Genomic DNA, 17870 nt, shown 5'->3' with positions numbered 1-17870 from the left:
TCGGGTCGCGTTGGGAAACGAAAGACGCTAAGGTCCGGGTCCCAAATCGTTACACAGAGGGACCCATGTCCGAAGAGTTCTACCGCATCAAGCGCCTGCCGCCCTATGTCATCGCCGAAGTCAACGCGATGCGGGCGGCGGCGCGTGCGGGCGGCGAGGACATCATCGATCTGGGCATGGGCAATCCCGACCTGCCGCCGCCGCCGCATGTCCTAGAAAAGCTGATGGAGGTGATCCAAAAGCCCGACGCGCACGGCTATTCCCAGTCCAAAGGCATTCCCGGCCTGCGGCGCGCCCAGGCCAATTATTATGGCCGCCGCTTCGGCGTCGATCTCGATCCCGAGACCGAGGTGGTCGTCACCATGGGATCGAAGGAAGGGCTGGCGTCGCTGGCCACCGCGATCACCGCGCCGGGCGACGTGATCCTGGCGCCCAATCCCTCCTATCCGATCCACACCTTCGGCTTCATCATCGCAGGGGCCACCATCCGCGCGGTGCCGACGACGCCTGACGAGGCCTATTTCGAGAGCCTGGAGCGGGCGATGCACTTCACCGTGCCGCGCCCCTCGGTGCTGGTGGTCAACTACCCGTCCAACCCGACCGCCGAGACGGTGGACCTGGCTTTCTACGAGCGCCTCGTGGCGTTTGCGAAGAAGCATGAGCTGTGGGTGCTGAGCGACCTCGCCTATTCCGAGCTTTATTATGACGGCAATCCGACGCCTTCGATCCTTCAGGTGAAGGGCGGCAAGGACGTCGCGGTCGAGTTCACCTCCCTGTCCAAGACCTATTCGATGGCGGGTTGGCGCATCGGTTTTGCGGTCGGCAACAAGAAGCTGATCGCGGCGATGACGCGGGTGAAGTCCTATCTGGATTACGGCGCCTTTACCCCGATCCAGGCGGCGGCCTGTGCCGCGCTCAACGGGCCGCAGGACATCGTCGAGCGGAACCGCCAGCTCTATCACAAGCGCCGCGACGTGCTGGTCGAGAGCTTCGCCCGGGCGGGCTGGGACATTCCGAGCCCCAAGGCCTCGATGTTCGCCTGGGCTCCGCTACCGCCCGCGCTGGCGCATCTGGGCAGCCTGGAATTCTCCAAGCAATTGCTGACCGAGGCCAAGGTCGCGGTCGCGCCGGGCGTGGGTTATGGCGAGAATGGCGAAGGGTTCGTGCGCATCGCGCTGGTCGAGAACGAGCAGCGGCTTCGCCAGGCCGCGCGCAACATCAAGCGCTACCTGCAATCGATGGGCGTCAACACGCCGGGTTCCGCCAAGGTGGTGTGATCCGATTGGAGCGGTGGCGCTCGCCGCCGCTCCCGACTCCGGCGGTTTGACCCAATGGCACTGTACAAACCCCTCTGCTCGCAGGGGAGGAATGCGGTCAAAGGCGCAGTTCGACCCAGGCCGGAACCGGGCGCCCGTCTCGCAAGGCAGGGTGGAAGCGCAGGTCGGACATGACTGGCTCGATCCTGCGCCGCGTCGACAGGCTGGCATGGGCAACCCGGTCCACCCGGCCCATGGCATTGACCAACAGGCAGGCGCTGCCTGGCCCTCCCGAACCGTCCCCCACCATGGGCGAAGTGATTTCGGGCAGCCGGTCGAGGGCGGGGTGGAAGCCGCATTTCTGCGATAGCCCCTCCGGGCGGGGTACGATGGCGGGCTCAGGCGCGGCGTTCAGTTGAAAAATTTGGGGTGCGGCCCTCTTCGCTACGGCCACCATCGGGGTGTCGTCCATAAACAGACGACAGCCAATGCCCTGAAAGCCGCTGAAGATCGTGGCAATCATCGCCGCGATACTCAGATTGGCAAGGGAGGTCCCCGTCAGGCCGGTCAGGGCTCGCCACTGTATCATTCGGCCAGCCTATCACGGCACCGCAATCCGGCAAGCAGTTCTACGCCGCCCATGCAGGCCGCTCGCGCGACTGGCGCTGGCGCTTGACCGCGTACATCGCGCCGTCCGCCTGGGCGATCAGGACGTTGAGCGATCCCGTAACCGGCCCCTGCGCCAGGCCGATGCTGAGGGCCGGGTAGCACGGGCCGTCGACCAGGGCCGGGACCGCGCGATCGAAACGGTCGGACAGGCCCGCCGCGATTCCCCGTGCTACCCTCTCGTCGCAATCGGGCAGCACGCACAGAAACTCGTCGCCGCCGATCCGCACCAGCGTGCCGCGCTCGCCGATCTCGCGCTGTGCCAAGTCGGTCAGCAGCCGCAGCACGGTGTCGCCCGCGGCGTGACCCTGTCCGTCGTTCAGCGCCTTGAACCGGTCGATATCGATCAGCAGCAGCGTGACCGGGCCGTGCAGCCCGGCCTCCAGCCCCTTCAACCCGAAACGGTTGAGCGCCCCGGTCAGGCAATCGCGGCTGGCCTGTTCGGACAAACCGCGCTGGACACGCTCGGCATCGATCAGCAGCAGCGCCAGATGGCTGAGCGAGACCAGGATGATCGCGATGCCCACGCTCCAGTCGGCGGTCGTCTGCGCCGCGCTTTCCCACACCGGATCGCCCCATGCCACCAGCAGGAGGGTGGTGCGCAACAGGAACAGCGGCACCGAAGCGGCGAACATCGCGCCCATGACCCAGGCGGTGCGGATATTCTCCGTTCGCGCGATGTGAAAGAGCATCCAGGCGGCGGCGAAGTTGAACAAGGTTCGGGTGCCGCCCAGGATCATGACCGGCAGCCGCGCATCGTGGTCGCCGAACAGGACAAACGGCACGGTCAGCGTGACCATCATGGCCAGCGGAACTAGGATCGCGGCGGGCGGGCGTCGCCGGGCGAAGATCGACATGGCATGAATGCATAGGCACAGCCCGACCAGCAGCAGGACGTCGATGATCCGCTCCGGCGTAGTGAGTCGGGCGCCGTCGAAACACAGCCCCACGCCGTTGGTCACGCCGATGATGATCTTGCCCGTGCCCCACCAATAGGGCCAGCGACCGGGCTCGCGGCTGGTCATGCCGGGAAAGAAGTGGAGCAGGCCCGACAGCATGCTGCCCAGCGCAGCCACCACCTGAAGGCTGGCGATATCGAGTATCATGGTCGCGGACCCCGCACGGATAGCGGTCCCCCCGGACCAACGCGAGTCGCCTTAATATAGTATAAGTTACGAGTTGGTTTCTGTTGCGACGGCAATGGGCCGATATGGCCGTGTATCACGGCTTTGCGTCTGAAGGATTGATCCGGGGCGTCCCTAGCCGCTACGGCGGAGGGCAGACCCGCAAACCGGCCGGGCTCCTCCTTTCCGGAGGCGCGCAGCGGCCGACGGAGTGAAGAGTGAGCAACGAAGTCGAACATATGCGCGAGCATCTCCTCGCCGCCATCGCCGCCGCGCCCGCGCTGGACGCGTTGGAGACGGTGCGCGTCGATGCGCTGGGTAAGCAGGGCCGGATCACCCAGTTGCTGAAGACGCTGGGCAAGATGAGTCCCGAGGAACGCCAGGTCGAGGGGCCGCGCATCCATGGCCTGCGCGAGGCGGTGACCGAGGCGCTGGCGGCGCGCAAGGCGGGTCTGGAACAGGCGGCACTCGACGCGCGCCTCGCCTCCGAGCGGCTGGACATGACCCTGCCGGTCGACACCGCCGGTTTCGGCACCGTCCACCCGGTCAGCCAGGTGATGGACGAACTGGCCGAGATCTTCGCCGATCTGGGCTTTGCGGTCGCGACCGGACCGGAGGTCGAGACCGACTGGCATAACTTCACCGCGCTCAACATTCCGGAGACTCATCCGGCGCGCGCGATGCACGACACCTTCTATCTGGCGGGAGTCGAGGCGGGCGGCGACGAGCGCACCGTGCGCCGCGTCCTGCGCACCCATACCTCGCCGGTGCAGATTCGCACCATGCTCGATCAGAAACCGCCGATCCGCATCATCGCGCCGGGCCGCACCTATCGCTCCGACTCGGATGCGACGCACACGCCGATGTTCCATCAGGTCGAGGGGCTGGTGATCGACAAGGGCATCACGCTCGGTCATCTGAAATGGACGCTGGAGACCTTCCTCAAGGCGTTCTTCGAGCGCGACGATATCGTGCTGCGCCTGCGTCCCAGCTATTTCCCCTTCACCGAACCGAGCGCCGAGGTCGATGTCGGCTACACTATCGAGAAGGGCAAGCGCGTCATCGGCGGCTCGGGTGGCGGCTGGATGGAGGTGCTGGGCAGCGGCATGGTCCATCCGAAAGTCATCGAGGCGTGCGGGCTCGATCCGAACGAGTGGCAGGGCTTTGCATTCGGCTGCGGCATCGATCGCCTTGCCATGCTGAAATACGGAATGGACGATCTGCGCGCCTTTTTCGACGGCGATATCCGCTGGTTGAAGCATTACGGGTTCGCGAGCCTCGACGTACCCACGCTGTCGGGAGGAGTCGGCGCATGAAGTTCACCCTGGGCTGGCTGAAGAGCCATCTGGACACCGATGCCGACCTCGACACCATCGTCGAGGGGCTGACCCGTATCGGCCTGGAGGTCGAGGGCGTGCACAATCCGGGCGAGGCGCTGTCCTCGTTCCGCGTCGCGCGCATCCTGTCGGCCGAGCGGCATCCGCAGGCGGACAAGTTGCAGGTCCTGTCGGTCGATGCCGGTGACGGCCCGATGCAGGTCGTGTGCGGTGCGCCCAACGCCCGCGCAGGGCTGGTCGGCGTGTTCGGCGCGCCGGGGGGCTATGTCCCCGGCCTCGACGTGACGCTGAAGGTCGCCGCCATTCGCGGCGTCGAGTCGAACGGCATGATGTGCTCGGCGCGCGAGTTGCAGATTGGCGAGGGCCATGACGGCATCATCGAACTGCCCGAGGATGCAGCGATCGGCACGTCCTTCCCGGACTATGCGGGGCTCAACGATCCGGTCATCGACGTGTCGATCACGCCGAATCGCCAGGACTGCATGGGCGTGCACGGCATCGCGCGCGATCTCGCCGCCGCAGGGCTGGGCACGCTGATCGCCCCGACCGTGCCGTCGGTCGCGGGTGAGGGCGCCGGTCCCGATGTCCGCATCGAGGATGCCGAGGGCTGCCCGGCCTTCTATGCGCAGGGCGTGTCGGGCCTGACCAATGGCGAGGCCCCCGAATGGATGCGCCAGCGACTGACCGCGATCGGGCAGAAGCCGATCTCCGCGCTGGTCGACATCACCAATTATATGACGGTCGATCTCGGCCGCCCGCTGCACGTCTATGACAAGGCCAAGCTGTCGGGCGGTCTGGTCGCGCGTCATGCCAAGGACGGCGAGACGGTCGAGGCGCTCAACGGCAAGACCTATACCCTGTCGGAGGGCATGACCGTCATCGCCGACGATGCGGGCGTGCACGATATCGGCGGCATCATGGGCGGCGCGCATTCGGGCGTGTCGGAGACGACCACCGACGTCATCATCGAATGCGCGTACTTCACCCCCGAGGCGATCGCGCGCACCGGCCAGAAGCTCGCGCTGACCAGCGACGCGCGCACCCGGTTCGAGCGCGGGGTGGACCCGGCCTTCCTCGACGACGGCCTCGCCATCGCGACCTTCCTCGTTCTGGAATATTGCGGCGGAACCGCCAGCGGCGTGACCCGCGCGGGCCAGCCGCCGGTCCTGGCGAAGACCATCGCCTATGACCCCAATCTGGCCGAGACGCTGGGCGGCCTTGCCATCGCGGCCGACCGGCAAAAGGCGATCCTCGAGTCGCTGGGCTTCACCGTCACCGCCGACTGGCAGGTCACGGCCCCCAGCTGGCGCCGCGACGTGGACGGCCCCGCCGATCTGGTCGAGGAAGTCATCCGCATCGAGGGCATCGACCATGTTCCCCCGGTGGCGCTGCCCCGCGCCCCGGGCGTCGCGCGTCCCACCGCCACGCCGCAGCAGAAGCTGGAACGTCGCGCCCGCCGCGCCGCCGCCGCGCGCGGCCTGGACGAGGCGGTGACGTGGAGCTTCATCAGCGAGGCGCAGGCGGCGCCCTTCGGCGGCGGCGCGTTCACGCTCGCCAACCCGATCAGCGAGGATTTGAAGGTCATGCGGCCCTCGCTGCTCCCCGGCCTGCTCGCCGCAACCGAGCGCAACATCAAGCGCGGCGCGACTGCCGTGCGGCTGTTCGAGATCGGCCGCCGCTATCTGGAGGAGGCCGAGCGGCCGACGCTGGGCGTGGTGCTGGCGGGTGACAAGTCGGCCCGCAACTGGCGGTCGGGCAAGGCGCAAGCGTTCGACGCCTATGACGCCAAGGCCGAGGCAATCGCGCTGCTCGCCCAGGCGGGCGCACCGGTCGACAATCTTCAAGTGATGGGCGAGGCGGGTGACGCCTGGCATCCCGGCCAGTCGGGCACGCTGCGGCTGGGGCCGAAGACGGTGCTGGCGGCGTTCGGCATGGTCCATCCGTCCGTGCTGAAGGCGTTCGATCTCGACGGCGCGGTGGCGGCGGTGGAGCTGTATCTCGACGCGATCCCGCCCAAGCGGGCGACGGGCTTCATGCGCCCGGCCTACACGCCCCCGGCCTTGCAGTCCGTCAAGCGCGACTTCGCCTTCCTGGTGCCCGACACGCTGGCCGCCGACATGCTGATCCGGGCGGTGCGGGGTGCGGACAAGGCCGCCATCACTGCCGCACGCGTGTTCGACGTGTTCGCAGGGCAAGGCGTGCCCGATGGTCACAAGTCGGTCGCGGTCGAGGTGCTTCTGCAACCCTCGCAGAAGAGCTTCACCGATGAGGAACTGAAGGCCATCGCCGACAAGATCGTCGCGGCGGCCGCCAAGCAGGGAGCACAACTCCGTGGCTAATGAGGAAAACTGGGTCCGTATCGGCAACGACCATCTGTCAGCGGCGATCAATCCGTTCGGCGCGGAATTGTCCTCGCTGAAGGACGCGGACGGCCGCGAGCTGATGACCGATGCGGACCCGGCTTTCTGGACCGGGCGTGCGCCGCTGCTGTTCCCGGTGATCGGCGTGACCCGGGACGGTATCCGCCTGAACGGTCGGCATTATCCGATGGCCAAGCATGGCTTTGCCCGCCACTCGACCTTCGAGCTGGTGACGCATGAGGCCACCCGCGCCGTCTTCTCGCTGGGCGACAGCGAGGAGACGCGCACCTCCTATCCCTTCGCCTTCCGGCTGGAGGCGGAGTTCCGGCTGGAGGACGCGACGCTGGTGATGGAAATCCGCGTCCTCAACCGGGGCGAGGAACCGATGCCCGCCAGCTTCGGCTTTCATCCCGCCTTTGCCTGGCCGCTGCCCTATGGAAAGGCGCGGTCCGATCACCGCATCGTCTTCGAGAAGGACGAACCCAGCCGCCTGCGCGAGATTGCCCCCGACGGCCTGATCGCCGAGGCGCGTCGCGACAGCCCGCTCGACGGGCGGGTGCTGCATCTGGCGGACGATCTGTTCACCAACGACGCGCTGGTTTGGGATCCGGTCGAGAGCCGCAGCGTAACCTATGGTGCGGACGGCGCGCCGCAACTGCGCATCGCCTTTCCGGATACCGACAAGCTCGGCATCTGGACCAAGCCGGGCGCGGCCTATGTCTGTGTCGAGCCATGGCACGGCATCGCCGACCCGGAAGGGTTTGACGGCGAGTTCACCGACAAGCCCGGCGTGTTCACCGTGCCGGTCGGCGGTGAGAAGGTGATGCAGATGACGGTGACGCTGGCGGGCTGACACCTTTTTAGCCCCTCCCCTTCAGGGGAGGGGGGATTCGGATGGGGCCTGTCTTGTGCCACAATTTGCTGTAACAGGCGCAGCATCTCGGGCGCTCGGATGCGCCATTTCCCTATTCGACAGAGCCGCCCATGACTTCCCCCCGCCGTACCTTCGCGATCATCTCGCACCCTGACGCCGGTAAGACCACGCTGACCGAAAAGCTGCTCTATTTCGGCGGCGCGATCCATCTGGCGGGCGAGGTCAAGGCGCGTGGCCAGAATCGGCGCGCGCGGTCGGACTGGATGAAGATCGAGCAGCAGCGCGGCATCTCGGTCACGTCCTCTGTGATGACGTTCGAGAAGGACGGCGTGACCTTCAACCTGCTCGACACGCCGGGCCACGAAGACTTTTCGGAAGACACCTATCGCACGCTGACCGCGGTCGATTCGGCCGTGATGGTCATCGACGCGGCGCGCGGTATCGAGGCACAGACGCGGAAATTGTTCGAGGTCTGCCGCCTGCGCTCGGTGCCGATCATCACCTTCATCAACAAGGTCGACCGCGAGGGGCGTCCGCCCTTCGAACTGCTCGACGAGATCGCCGACATACTGGCGCTCGACGTCGCGCCGATGAGCTGGCCGGTGGGCATGGGCGGGTTGTTCGAGGGCATCCTCGACCTCACCACCGGCAAGGTGAGCCGCCCCGAGGGCGACAGCCGCGCCTTTCACGGCAAGGTGGACGATGCGCCGACCCTGCCCGCCGAAATCGCCGAAGAGATCGAGCTGGCCCAGGCCGGTTATGCCGAATTCGATGGCGAGGCGTATCGCAACGGCGACCTGACGCCGGTCTATTTCGGCTCCGCGCTGAAGGATTTCGGTGTCGCCGAACTGATCGACGCGCTCAGCCGCCACGCGCCGCCGCCACGCCCGCAGCCCGCAGAGCCCGCACCCGTCTCGCCGGAGAATAAGGAAGTCACCGGCTTCGTGTTCAAGGTGCAGGCGAACATGGACCCGCAGCATCGCGATCGCATCGCGTTCATGCGGCTGTGCTCGGGCACCTTCAAGCGCGGCATGAAGCTGACGCCGACGGGCCATGGCAAGCCGATCGCGGTCCACTCGCCCATTCTGTTCTTCGCGCAGAATCGCGAAGTCGCCGACGAGGCTTTCCCGGGCGATATCATCGGCATTCCGAACCACGGCACGTTGCGGGTCGGCGATACCCTGTCGGAGCGGGCGGACGTGCGCTTCACCGGCCTGCCCAACTTCGCCCCCGAAATCCTGCGCCGCGTCGCGCTGAAGGACCCGACCAAGACCAAACAGCTGCGCAAGGCGCTGGACGACATGGCCGAGGAGGGGGTGACCCAGGTCTTCTATCCCGAGATCGGGTCGAACTGGATCATCGGCGTGGTCGGGCAGCTCCAGCTCGACGTGCTGCTGTCGCGGCTGGATGCGGAATATAAGGTTGCCGCCGGGCTGGAGCCCGCGCCGTTCGACACCGCGCGCTGGATCACCGCCGAGGACCCTGCCGACCTGAAGGCGTTCATGGATCTGAACCGCTCGGCCATGGCCAAGGATCGCGACGACAATCCCGTCTTCCTCGCCAAGAGCGCGTGGGAAGTGGGATACGTCGCCGATCGCTATCCCAAGGTCCGCTTCCTCGCCACGCGCGAGCGCTGAGACGGAACCGGAGGCCCGTGTCGCGGCTTCATGGCGCATGATCGAACAGGGAATGCCCATGAACCGCGCCGCGATCGAAGCGACCTTCGAAGCCAATGAAAAGCTGATCCGCCGCCGCGCGCTGAAGGCCGGGGCCAAGGCGCTGACCATCGGCACCGAGAGCCTCGCCGAGACGATCGACGCCATCGGCGATGCCTATGGCCTGACGGGGGCACAGCGCCGCCAGCTGGAGCCCGGCATGGCGATCGAGGCGCAGGAGATCGTCGGCAAGCTCAAGGGCTTTGTCGGCCCCGCCGCGTTGTTCAGCGATCTGCGCGGCGGCGCCGGGCTGCTGTCGCAGGCCAAGGCGGCCGGGCGGCTGGCCAAGACGGCGCGCAAGATCGGCCAGGGTGGACTGGCGGCGGGCCGGGTGGCGGCGCGTGGCGGCCGTGCGGCACGGGGGCTGCCCTGGGCGGCGCTGGGCGTGGCGGCCTGGGGCGTCGGCAATGGCGGCTGGTTCTGGTGGAAGGCGCACGCCTATAACCGAGCATGCCGCGATTTGCTGTTGGGCGAACAGGGCGGGGTGGTTCAGCCTGCCTGACGCCGGGCGGCGGGGAATCGGCTTCGACGTCGCTCAGCCCTGGAGCGGACCGCGGCCCCAATCTCCGTTCAGCCTGAGCCCTTCGACTCGCCGGCAAGCCAGCCGTTCAGGATAAACCTCGGCGTTACACGCCGAAGTCGAAGGCTACGCCCCAACGCTTACCGCTCGGCCCGGTCGTCCCAGGCCAGTCCCTCGACCAGCGAATCCCGGATCGCGCGCAGGATCGCCGCCGGATCGTCTTTTACCCGCGATTCGCTTTCCAGAAGCTGCTGCACGCCGCGCACGGTATAGCCCTGCTGGTTGAGCAGCTGGTCGATGCGCCGGATCAGCGCCATGTCCTCGGGCCGGTAATAGCGGCGATTGCCGGCGCGCTGGACGGGCTTCAGCTGCGGAAAGCGGCCTTCCCAGTAACGCAGGACATGCTGCGCCACGCCGGTCTCACGCGAAACCTCCCCGATGGTGCGTAGTGCACCATCGGCCTTGCCGCCATCCGCGGGCCGTTCGGGCCTATCCCGCCGCGACAATACGATCGCGCATCATCTGGCTGGCGCGGAAGGTCAGCACGCGGCGCGGTGCGATCGGCACCTCCACCCCGGTCTTGGGGTTGCGGCCGATCCGCTCCCCCTTGTCACGCAGCACGAAGGTTCCGAACCCCGAAATCTTGACATTCTCGCCCCGCGACAGTGCTTCGCACATCTCGACGAGGATCTGCTCGACGACATCGGCCGAGTCGGATCGCGACAAGCCGACTTCCTGATGCAGCGATTCTGCCAGGTCGGCGCGCGTCAAAGTTCCAGCGTTGGTCATGTGGCCATCCCCCAATGGTATCTGGCGATCCGGTATCATACCGCCCGATGGGACCGAAAGGGATTTATCTCGGTCAATGTCAATCGATTGTTCAGAAACGTATCACCGCCGCTCCCCAGGTGAACCCGCCGCCCATCGCTTCCAGCACCAGAATGTCGTTTTCGCGGATGCGGCCGTCGCGCACGGCCGTGTCGAGCGCGAGGGGAACCGAGGCCGCCGAGGTATTGGCATGACGGTCGACAGTAACGACGACCTTTTCGGCGGGCAGGTTCAGCTTGCGCGCGGTCGCATCGAGGATGCGGGCATTGGCCTGGTGCGGGACCACCCAATCGACATCGGCCGAGGTCAGGCCCGCCAGACCCAGTGATTCTTCCATCACCTGCGCCAGATTGACGACGGCGTGGCGGAACACCTCGCGCCCCTTCATCCGCAGCTTGCCGACGGTGCCGGTGGTCGACGGGCCGCCATCGACATAGAGCAGGCCGTTGTGGCGGCCATCGGCGTGGAGCCTGGTCGCCAGGATGCCGCGCCCGCCTTCATCGTCGCTCTCGCGCGCTTCCAGCACCATCGCGCCCGCGCCGTCGCCGAACAGGACGCAGGTGGTGCGATCCTCCCAGTCGAGGATGCGGCTGAAGGTCTCCGCGCCGATCACCAGCGCGCGGCGCTGCACGCCAGAGCGCAGCATCGCATCGGCGACCTGCACGGCATAGAGAAAGCCCGAGCAGACGGCAGCGACGTCGAACGCGACGCAGTCGTTGATACCCAGCATCGCCTGAACCTTGGTGGCGGTCGCCGGGAAGGTCTGGTCCGGGGTGGCGGTCGCCAGCACGATCAGGTCGATATCCTGCGCCGACAGGCCGGCGGCGGCGATCGCGGCCTTGGCGGCATCGGCGGCCAGCGTCGCGGTCGTCTCCTCGGGGCCCGCGATGTGGCGGAAGCGGATACCGGTCCGCTCGACGATCCACTCGTCGGAGGTGTCGACCTCTTGCGCCAGTTCTTCGTTCGACACCCGCCGGGTTGGAAGTGCCGACCCCGTACCCGTGACGATCGAACGAATCATGCGGCGTCCTCGAAATTCAGGAGATCCTCGGCAATACGCCGGGTCAGGTCGGCGCGCACCATCTTGGCCGCATTGCCGATCGCGGTGGCGACGCCCAGTTCGTTGGCGCTGCCATGGCTCTTCACCACCACGCCGTTCAGGCCCAGGAATACCGCGCCATTATGGTTGTTGGGGTCGAGATGGTCGCGCAGCAGCTGCGTCGCGGGGCGCGAGATCAGGAAGCCGATCTTCGAGCGGGTCGAGGAGCGGAAGGCGCGCTTCAGCAGGTCGCCGACGAAACGCGCGGTACCCTCGGCGGTCTTGAGCGCGATATTCCCGGCAAAGCCGTCGCACACGATCACGTCGACCTCACCACGGGCCAGCTGGTTGCCCTCGATAAAGCCGGTGAAGTTCAGCGGAAGATGATTCTGGCCACGCAGCACGGCGGCGGCGTCGCGAATCTCGTCGGTGCCCTTCTGGTCCTCGGACCCGATGTTGAGCAGCGCCACGCGCGGATTGTCGAGTTCCAGCAGGACGCGGGCATAGGCCGCGCCCATGACGGCAAACTGGACGAGGTTGCGCGCATCGCACTCGGTATTGGCGCCGAGGTCGAGCATGACGACGTCATTGTCGCCCAGCGTGGGAAGCGGCGCCGCGAGTGCGGGCCGGTCGATACCGGGCAGGGTGCGAAGCGACAGCTTGGCCATCGCCATCAGCGCGCCGGTATTGCCCGACGAGACGGCGGCGGCGGCGCGGCGCTGCTTCACCAGATCGATGGCGATGCCCATCGATGTCGTCCGCGCACGCCGGATCGCCTGGCTCGGCTTTTCATTCGAGCCGACGATCTCGGGCGCGTGAACGATTTCGGACGCGGCGGACAGATTGGGATGGGACTTCAGCCCCTCCGCAATCTGCGCCTCGTCACCGACCAGGAAGAACCGCATGCCCTCGAAGCGGCGTCGCGCTCTGGCGACACCGGCGAGCATCACGGCCAGCCCGTCGTCGCCGCCCATCGCATCGACGGCGATCCAGGCGTTATCGGCCATGGGTATCCTCTAACGGTCGTTCAGGTGAAGGTAGAGGGATCAGCCCTCGACCGACACGACCTCACGGCCGTTATAATGGCCGCAGGCGGTGCACAGATTGTGCGGACGCTTCAGTTCGCCGCAGTTCGGGCATTCCTGGAATGCCGCGACCGTCAGCGAGTCGTGGCCACGGCGCATGCCGCGCTTGGAGGGCGAAGTCTTTCTCTTGGGGACGGCCATTGCGGCACCTTATCAATCGAACAATGGGTGGAATACGCCACGATCAGCACCCATTGCGCGCCCGGATCGACGACCCGGCCGCGTGAGCACCCAGCCGGACGCATCGCGAAGCCCCGCGCCTATAGCGAGTTTTGCCGATGTTGCAAGCGTGGGCGCCAAATGGCACTCCCCAGCATCCGGCAATTTACAGGAAAGACGGCATTTATGGTCCTGCCCGTTACGCTCAGCATCGCGGCGGCGGCCGCCATCGTCAATTTATGGCTGGCCCTGCGAATCGTCATGGGGCGATTCCGCGGCAAGGTCATGATCGGCGACGGCGGCGATTCGCGACTCGTGGCGGGTATGCGGGCCCAGGCCAATTTCGTCGAATATGCGCCCTTCGTCCTGATCCTGATGGGCCTGATCGAGTTGGGCGGCGGATCGTCCTTCTGGCTGTGGATCGCGGGCGGCGCGTTCATCCTCGCACGGATCGGCCATGGCTGGGGCATGATGCGACCCGCGCCCAATATCGGGCGGGCCGGGGGTGCGATCGGCACTTGGGCCATCCTGGCGCTATTGGCGGGGTGGGGAATCGGGATCGTCTATGCGACGCAGGCCGTTCCTGCCCCGACAACGACCGTCGTAAGGATCGACCGCTGATGACTCGCCTGCCCCTGATCGGCCTTGCCGCCCTGATGCTGACGGTATCGCTGACCGCCGCGGCGCCCGACCCCATTTCGCCGCAGCGCCTGTCGGCCGATGTGAAGACACTCGCCTCCGATGCGTTCGAAGGCCGCGCGCCGGGCACGCCGGGTGAGACGAAGACGGTCGACTGGCTGGTTGCGCAGTTCAAGGCGATGGGCCTGCAACCCGGCGGCCCGAACGGGCAATGGACACAAAGCGTGCCGCTGATCCGTACCCAGATCGGGCAGGGGACGATGCGGGCGGGTGCGATGCCGCTGGTGCAGGGGCAGGGCGTCTATGTCTCGACCGTGCGGCCCGTCGACCGGGTGGCGATCAAGGATGCGCCGATGGTGTTCGTCGGTTATGGCGTCCATGCGCCCGAGCGCGGCTGGGACGACTTCAAGGGCGTCGACCTGAAGGGCAAGATCGCCGTCTTCCTGGTCAACGACCCCGATTTCGAGGCGGTGGCGGGCGACGACGCCAAGGGCAGGTTCGGCGACCGGCGCATGACCTATTATGGCCGATGGACCTATAAATATGAGGAAGCCGCGCGGCAGGGGGCGATCGGCGCGCTGATCGTCCATGATACGGCCGGGGCGGGCTATGGTTGGGCGACGGTGACGGCCCCGGCGGGCGAGAATTACGATATCGTCCGCAGCGACCCGACCTCGCGCATCCTGTTGCAGGGCTGGCTGTCGGGCGAGTCGGCGAGCCGGCTGTTCGCCGCCGCCGGGCTGGACCTGGCACAGCAACGTGCGCGCGCCCGGCGTGCCGATTTCCGGCCGGTGAAATTGAAGGGGCAGGCCTTCTCCGCCGACCTGCCCGTCACCACCGTTCGCGCCGAAAGCCGCAATGTGCTGGCCAGGCTGCCCGGCAAGACGCGCCCCGATGAGGTCGTGATGTTCGGCGCGCATTGGGATGCCTATGGCACGGGCAAGGCGGATGCGCAGGGCCGTACGATCCGGCCCGGCGCGAACGACGACGCGCTGGGCGTCGCGGGCGTGCTGGAACTGGCGCGCGCGTTCAAGGCGGCCCCGCCGACCGATCGCAGCCTGGTCTTCGCGCTGTGGACCGGCGAGGAGCGTGGGCTGCTGGGGTCGGAAACCTATGCGGTGAAGCCGGTCTATCCGCTGGCCAAGACCGTCGCGAACCTGACGCTCGACATCCTCCAGACGGCGGGACCGGCCAGGGACGTGATGCTGGTCGGCGACGGGCAGAACGACCTGGAGGACCGACTGAAGGCCGCTGCCGCCGTGCAGGGGCGTACGGTCACGCCCGAGGCGCTGCCGGAGCGGGGACTGTTCTATCGTGCCGATCACTTCTCGGTCGCGCGGCGTGGTGTCCCGACGCTGCTGCTGATGGCGATCAGCGGTGCGCCCGATCTGGTCGCGGGCGGACGTCCGGCGGGGCAGGCATGGCTGGACGGCTATATGCGCTGTTACCACCAGACCTGCGACGCGTGGGACGCGAAGTGGGATCTGCGCGGGGCGGCGGCGGATGTCGGGCTGCTGTACGGGATCGGGCGCGATCTGGCTTCGTCCCGCGATTGGCCCGAGTGGCGCGCGGGGTCGGAGTTCAAGGCGATTCGCGGGGAGAGTGCTGCGGAACGGCGGTAGTCCCTTGGCCTTCGACTGCGCCCAGGCTGAACGGGGTTTGGGGTTTGGACCCAGCCCCTACATCCGTTCATGCTGAGCGAAGTCGAAGCCCACACAAAACGCTCACCCCAATCCCAACACCCGGTCCGCCACGAACGCATTGCTCTGCCGCTCATGGCCGAAGGTGCTGGGCTGGCCATGGCCCGGAATGAACGCGGTCTCGTTCCCCAGCGGCCAGAGCTTCTCGACGATCGAGCGGATCAGTGTGTCGTGATCCCCGCCCGGCAGGTCCGAGCGCCCGACCGAGCCCTGGAACAGCACGTCACCGACCAGCGCGAAATGCGACGGGGCGTGGTGGAAGATGACATGCCCGCGCGTATGGCCCGGCGTCTCGTACACATCCAGGGTCAGCTCGCCGATCGTCACCGTGTCGCCTTCGGACAGCCAGCGGGTCGGCTCCAGCACCTGGGCGGGGATGCCGTAAGCCTGGCCATCCTCGTCCAGCCGCGCCAGCCAGAAGCGATCCTCTTCCTGCGGCCCCTCGACGGGCACCGACAATGCATCGGCCAGTGCCTTGGCCCCGCCCGCATGGTCGATATGGCCGTGGGTCAGCAGGATCTTCTCGACCGTCACCCCGGTTTTGGCGATGGCGTCATGGATACGCGGCAGGTCGCCGCCGGGATCGACCACCGCCGCCTTCATCGTCGCGGTGCACCACAGGATCGAACAATTCTGCTGGAGCGGGGTGACGGGCACGATCGCGGCCCGGAGCGGTGGGTTCTGGGGAGCACTGGTCATGCTCCGGCGATAAAGGCTGGGACAGCCCGGGCCAATCGATACTTGCATGGGGGGGCAGGCGACGTGCATGGATCGTCATTCCATGGTGCGTCCCCTTCCTCCTTTCGTCCTGCTCGACGACGCCCGTGACGGGGGAGCGGCGGCGCGTCTCTATACGCGGCCGGTCGGCATCGTCACCGCACACCGGGCGGACGAGGTTCCGGCGGCGCTGGACGCCCTGCGCACGGCCCGGGAGCGCGGGCTCGAGGCGGCCGGCTATCTGGCCTATGAGGCAGGCGCGGCGTTCGAGACTGGCGTGCCGCCCCGCGCGATCGACGGCCCGCTTTTGTGGTTCGGCCTGTTCGAGGGCTATGAGACCGTCGCGCCGGAGTCGTTGCTTCCCGATCCGGCAGGCGGCTGGATCGGCGAGATGGTGCCCGAACTGGACGCCGCGCACCACGCCGAGCAGTTCGTCGCCGTCCAGGCGCTGATCGAGGCGGGCGACCTGTATCAGGTCAACCAGACCTTTCGTGCGACCGCCCCGGTGCTCGGCGATCCGCTGGCGCTTTATGCGGGCCTGCGCGCCCGGTCGCGCGCGGGCTGGGGCGCGGTGGCGGCGACCGGGGAGGCGACGATCCTGTCGCTGTCGCCCGAGCTCTTCTTCGCGCTGGATGGGGGCAAGCTGACCGCGCGGCCGATGAAGGGCACCGCGCGGCGCGAGGAGGACCCGGCGGCCGATGCGCGCGCCGCCAAGGCCCTGCGCGACGATCCCAAGCAGTGCGCCGAAAATCTGATGATCGTCGACCTGATGCGCAACGACCTGTCGCGGGTCGCGCGGGCGGGCAGCGTCGCGGTGCCCGAACTGTTCGCGGTCGAACCCTATCCGACGGTGCATCAGATGGTGTCGACCGTCACCGCCGACCTGGCCGAGGGGCGTGATGCGCTGGACGTGCTGGCGGCGCTCTTCCCCTGTGGCTCGATCACCGGCGCGCCCAAGATTCGCGCGATGCAGGCGATCGCGGAGATCGAGGATTCGCCACGTGGCCTGTATACCGGCGCGATCGGGCGGCTGGACGCCAATGGCGATGCGATGTTCAACGTCGCGATCCGCACCCTCGTCTGGCGGGAGGGGGATACCCATGCGACGCTGGGCATCGGATCGGGCGTGGTCGCCGACTCGGTGGCGGCGGACGAATGGGACGAGTGCCTGGCCAAGGCGGCGTTCCTGGCCGGGGGGCGGCCGGATATCGACCTGATCGAGACCATGGCCTTCGATCCGCTCGAGGGTATCCAGCATCTGGAAGCGCATCTCGCGCGGATGAAGGCGAGCGCCACCGCGCTGGGCTTTCGCTTCGATCGGCATGATGCGCGCAACGAGTTGCAGGCGGCGACCTTCCGCCTGCGCGATGTACGACGCATCCGGTTGCTGCTGGCGCGTGGCGGCGCGCTGGTGGTCGAGGTCGGACCTGCGCCCGCTCGCTTCGACGGCGTGATGCCGGTGCGGGTCGTGCCGCTGCCCGTCTCGCCGCTCGACCTGCGGTTGCGGCACAAGACCAGCGCGCGCGGCTTCTATGACGCGGCACGGGCGGCGGCGGGGACCGGGGAAGTGGTGTTCGAGACGCCCGACGGCCTGCTGACCGAGGGCAGCTATACCTCGCTGTTCGTGCCGCGTGGCGATGTCCTGGTGACGCCGCCGCTGGCGTTGGGGCTGCTGCCCGGCGTGCTGCGCGCGCATCTGATCGAGACGGGCCGCGCGATCGAGGGCACGCTCACGCGCGCCGATCTTCGAGACGGATTCTTGCTTGGCAATGCGCTTCGCGGATTGTTTCGTGCGGAGATGGTTGCGGATTGAGGCGATAGCGGGCTAAGGCGCGCCCGCAATCTCCTGAC

17 protein-coding genes are annotated in these 17870 nt (G+C 67.4%); 9 read left to right on the top strand and 8 right to left on the bottom strand.

Going from position 1 to position 17870, the window contains the following annotated elements:
- The first annotated feature begins 65 nt into the window (after window positions 1-65).
- Window positions 66-1277, top strand: a complete 1212-nt coding sequence (locus ACWKSV_RS12825) for an LL-diaminopimelate aminotransferase (RefSeq protein WP_056436207.1) — start codon at window positions 66-68, stop codon at window positions 1275-1277.
- Between the two features lie 97 nt (window positions 1278-1374).
- On the opposite strand, the gene ACWKSV_RS12820 is transcribed toward ACWKSV_RS12825, so the two are convergent.
- Both ACWKSV_RS12820 and ACWKSV_RS12815 read right to left on the bottom strand, forming a co-directional pair.
- On the bottom strand, window positions 1375-1779 hold the full coding sequence (locus ACWKSV_RS12820) for a hypothetical protein (RefSeq protein WP_156884150.1): 405 nt from the start codon (window positions 1777-1779) through the stop codon (window positions 1375-1377).
- A gap of 106 nt (window positions 1780-1885) precedes the next feature.
- Window positions 1886-3028 carry a GGDEF domain-containing protein gene (locus tag ACWKSV_RS12815; protein ID WP_076714206.1) on the bottom strand — a complete coding sequence of 381 codons (1143 nt, stop codon included), beginning with the start codon at window positions 3026-3028 and terminating at the stop codon, window positions 1886-1888.
- A gap of 257 nt (window positions 3029-3285) precedes the next feature.
- Between ACWKSV_RS12815 and pheS the strand changes: the two genes are divergently transcribed.
- The 5 genes from pheS (at window position 3286) to ACWKSV_RS12790 (ending at window position 9834) form a co-directional block, all read left to right on the top strand.
- Complete coding sequence (gene pheS, locus ACWKSV_RS12810) at window positions 3286-4362, top strand: phenylalanine--tRNA ligase subunit alpha (RefSeq protein ID WP_172839703.1); 1077 nt, start codon at window positions 3286-3288, stop codon at window positions 4360-4362.
- Window positions 4359-6722: a phenylalanine--tRNA ligase subunit beta gene (gene pheT, locus ACWKSV_RS12805; protein ID WP_076714202.1), complete on the top strand. Its 2364-nt coding sequence runs from the start codon at window positions 4359-4361 to the stop codon at window positions 6720-6722. Before pheS ends, pheT begins: the two co-directional genes overlap by 4 nt.
- Window positions 6715-7596, top strand: coding sequence for an aldose 1-epimerase family protein (locus ACWKSV_RS12800; protein WP_076714200.1), 882 nt, complete (start codon window positions 6715-6717; stop codon window positions 7594-7596). The genes pheT and ACWKSV_RS12800 overlap by 8 nt, the downstream gene beginning before the upstream one ends.
- A 131-nt stretch (window positions 7597-7727) precedes the next feature.
- Entirely contained in the window at window positions 7728-9254 is a 1527-nt protein-coding gene (locus tag ACWKSV_RS12795) for a peptide chain release factor 3 (RefSeq protein ID WP_076714198.1), read from the top strand.
- 58 nt (window positions 9255-9312) lie between these two features.
- A complete protein-coding gene (locus ACWKSV_RS12790; RefSeq protein ID WP_156884149.1) occupies window positions 9313-9834 on the top strand; it encodes a hypothetical protein in 522 nt (173 codons plus the stop codon).
- 158 nt (window positions 9835-9992) lie between these two features.
- Here ACWKSV_RS12790 and ACWKSV_RS12785 read toward each other — a convergent pair whose 3' ends face one another.
- The 5 genes from ACWKSV_RS12785 to rpmF all read right to left on the bottom strand — a co-directional run bounded on the left by ACWKSV_RS12785 (window position 9993) and on the right by rpmF (window position 12945).
- Window positions 9993-10358, bottom strand: a complete 366-nt coding sequence (locus ACWKSV_RS12785; RefSeq protein ID WP_056436182.1) for a MerR family transcriptional regulator — start codon at window positions 10356-10358, stop codon at window positions 9993-9995.
- On the bottom strand, window positions 10342-10641 hold the full coding sequence (locus ACWKSV_RS12780; RefSeq protein WP_042488275.1) for an integration host factor subunit alpha: 300 nt from the start codon (window positions 10639-10641) through the stop codon (window positions 10342-10344). The genes ACWKSV_RS12785 and ACWKSV_RS12780 overlap by 17 nt, the downstream gene beginning before the upstream one ends.
- A 91-nt stretch (window positions 10642-10732) precedes the next feature.
- Window positions 10733-11701 carry a beta-ketoacyl-ACP synthase III gene (locus tag ACWKSV_RS12775; RefSeq protein WP_076714196.1) on the bottom strand — a complete coding sequence of 323 codons (969 nt, stop codon included), beginning with the start codon at window positions 11699-11701 and terminating at the stop codon, window positions 10733-10735.
- Window positions 11698-12726, bottom strand: a complete 1029-nt coding sequence (gene plsX / locus ACWKSV_RS12770; protein ID WP_058745455.1) for a phosphate acyltransferase PlsX — start codon at window positions 12724-12726, stop codon at window positions 11698-11700. The genes ACWKSV_RS12775 and plsX overlap by 4 nt, the downstream gene beginning before the upstream one ends.
- 39 nt (window positions 12727-12765) lie before the next feature.
- The gene (gene rpmF / locus ACWKSV_RS12765; RefSeq protein WP_042488281.1) at window positions 12766-12945 is read right to left on the bottom strand and encodes a 50S ribosomal protein L32; all 180 of its coding nucleotides are present in this window, start codon (window positions 12943-12945) and stop codon (window positions 12766-12768) included.
- Window positions 12946-13149: 204 nt separating this feature from the next.
- On the opposite strand from rpmF, the gene ACWKSV_RS12760 reads away from it, so the two are divergent.
- Window positions 13150-13584, top strand: coding sequence for an MAPEG family protein (locus ACWKSV_RS12760; protein ID WP_076714194.1), 435 nt, complete (start codon window positions 13150-13152; stop codon window positions 13582-13584).
- The gene (locus tag ACWKSV_RS12755) at window positions 13584-15224 is read left to right on the top strand and encodes a M28 family metallopeptidase (RefSeq protein WP_076714192.1); all 1641 of its coding nucleotides are present in this window, start codon (window positions 13584-13586) and stop codon (window positions 15222-15224) included. Before ACWKSV_RS12760 ends, ACWKSV_RS12755 begins: the two co-directional genes overlap by 1 nt.
- Window positions 15225-15326: 102 nt before the next feature.
- Here the strand turns inward: ACWKSV_RS12755 and ACWKSV_RS12750 are convergent, their stop codons facing one another.
- Window positions 15327-16001 (bottom strand): MBL fold metallo-hydrolase, encoded by a 675-nt coding sequence (locus ACWKSV_RS12750; protein WP_076714190.1) that lies wholly within the window; start codon window positions 15999-16001, stop codon window positions 15327-15329.
- 67 nt (window positions 16002-16068) lie between these two features.
- Between ACWKSV_RS12750 and pabB the strand changes: the two genes are divergently transcribed.
- Entirely contained in the window at window positions 16069-17832 is a 1764-nt protein-coding gene (gene pabB / locus ACWKSV_RS12745; protein WP_237243474.1) for an aminodeoxychorismate synthase component I, read from the top strand.
- Window positions 17833-17870: the final 38 nt, after the last annotated feature.

The organism is Sphingomonas sp. SphC10 (assembly GCF_057004845.1).
The sequence above is the reverse complement of the archived record's forward strand: the minus strand, read 5'-3'. Positions and strand labels throughout refer to the sequence as shown.

Excerpts from the sequence above, each read along its gene's own strand:
- plsX (WP_058745455.1), bottom strand. The coding sequence starts at position 12,726 with ATGGCCGATAACGCCTGGATCGCCGTCGATGCGATGGGCGGCGACGAC.
- ACWKSV_RS12750 (WP_076714190.1), bottom strand. The coding sequence starts at position 16,001 with ATGACCAGTGCTCCCCAGAACCCACCGCTCCGGGCCGCGATCGTGCCC.
- ACWKSV_RS12780 (WP_042488275.1), bottom strand. The coding sequence starts at position 10,641 with ATGACCAACGCTGGAACTTTGACGCGCGCCGACCTGGCAGAATCGCTG.
- ACWKSV_RS12825 (WP_056436207.1), top strand. The coding sequence starts at position 66 with ATGTCCGAAGAGTTCTACCGCATCAAGCGCCTGCCGCCCTATGTCATC.
- ACWKSV_RS12820 (WP_156884150.1), bottom strand. The coding sequence starts at position 1,779 with ATGATTGCCACGATCTTCAGCGGCTTTCAGGGCATTGGCTGTCGTCTG.
- pheS (WP_172839703.1), top strand. The coding sequence starts at position 3,286 with ATGCGCGAGCATCTCCTCGCCGCCATCGCCGCCGCGCCCGCGCTGGAC.
- ACWKSV_RS12755 (WP_076714192.1), top strand. The coding sequence starts at position 13,584 with ATGACTCGCCTGCCCCTGATCGGCCTTGCCGCCCTGATGCTGACGGTA.
- rpmF (WP_042488281.1), bottom strand. The coding sequence starts at position 12,945 with ATGGCCGTCCCCAAGAGAAAGACTTCGCCCTCCAAGCGCGGCATGCGC.
- ACWKSV_RS12795 (WP_076714198.1), top strand. The coding sequence starts at position 7,728 with ATGACTTCCCCCCGCCGTACCTTCGCGATCATCTCGCACCCTGACGCC.
- pabB (WP_237243474.1), top strand. The coding sequence starts at position 16,069 with ATGGATCGTCATTCCATGGTGCGTCCCCTTCCTCCTTTCGTCCTGCTC.
- pheT (WP_076714202.1), top strand. The coding sequence starts at position 4,359 with ATGAAGTTCACCCTGGGCTGGCTGAAGAGCCATCTGGACACCGATGCC.
- ACWKSV_RS12790 (WP_156884149.1), top strand. The coding sequence starts at position 9,313 with ATGAACCGCGCCGCGATCGAAGCGACCTTCGAAGCCAATGAAAAGCTG.
- ACWKSV_RS12760 (WP_076714194.1), top strand. The coding sequence starts at position 13,150 with ATGGTCCTGCCCGTTACGCTCAGCATCGCGGCGGCGGCCGCCATCGTC.
- ACWKSV_RS12775 (WP_076714196.1), bottom strand. The coding sequence starts at position 11,701 with ATGATTCGTTCGATCGTCACGGGTACGGGGTCGGCACTTCCAACCCGG.
- ACWKSV_RS12815 (WP_076714206.1), bottom strand. The coding sequence starts at position 3,028 with ATGATACTCGATATCGCCAGCCTTCAGGTGGTGGCTGCGCTGGGCAGC.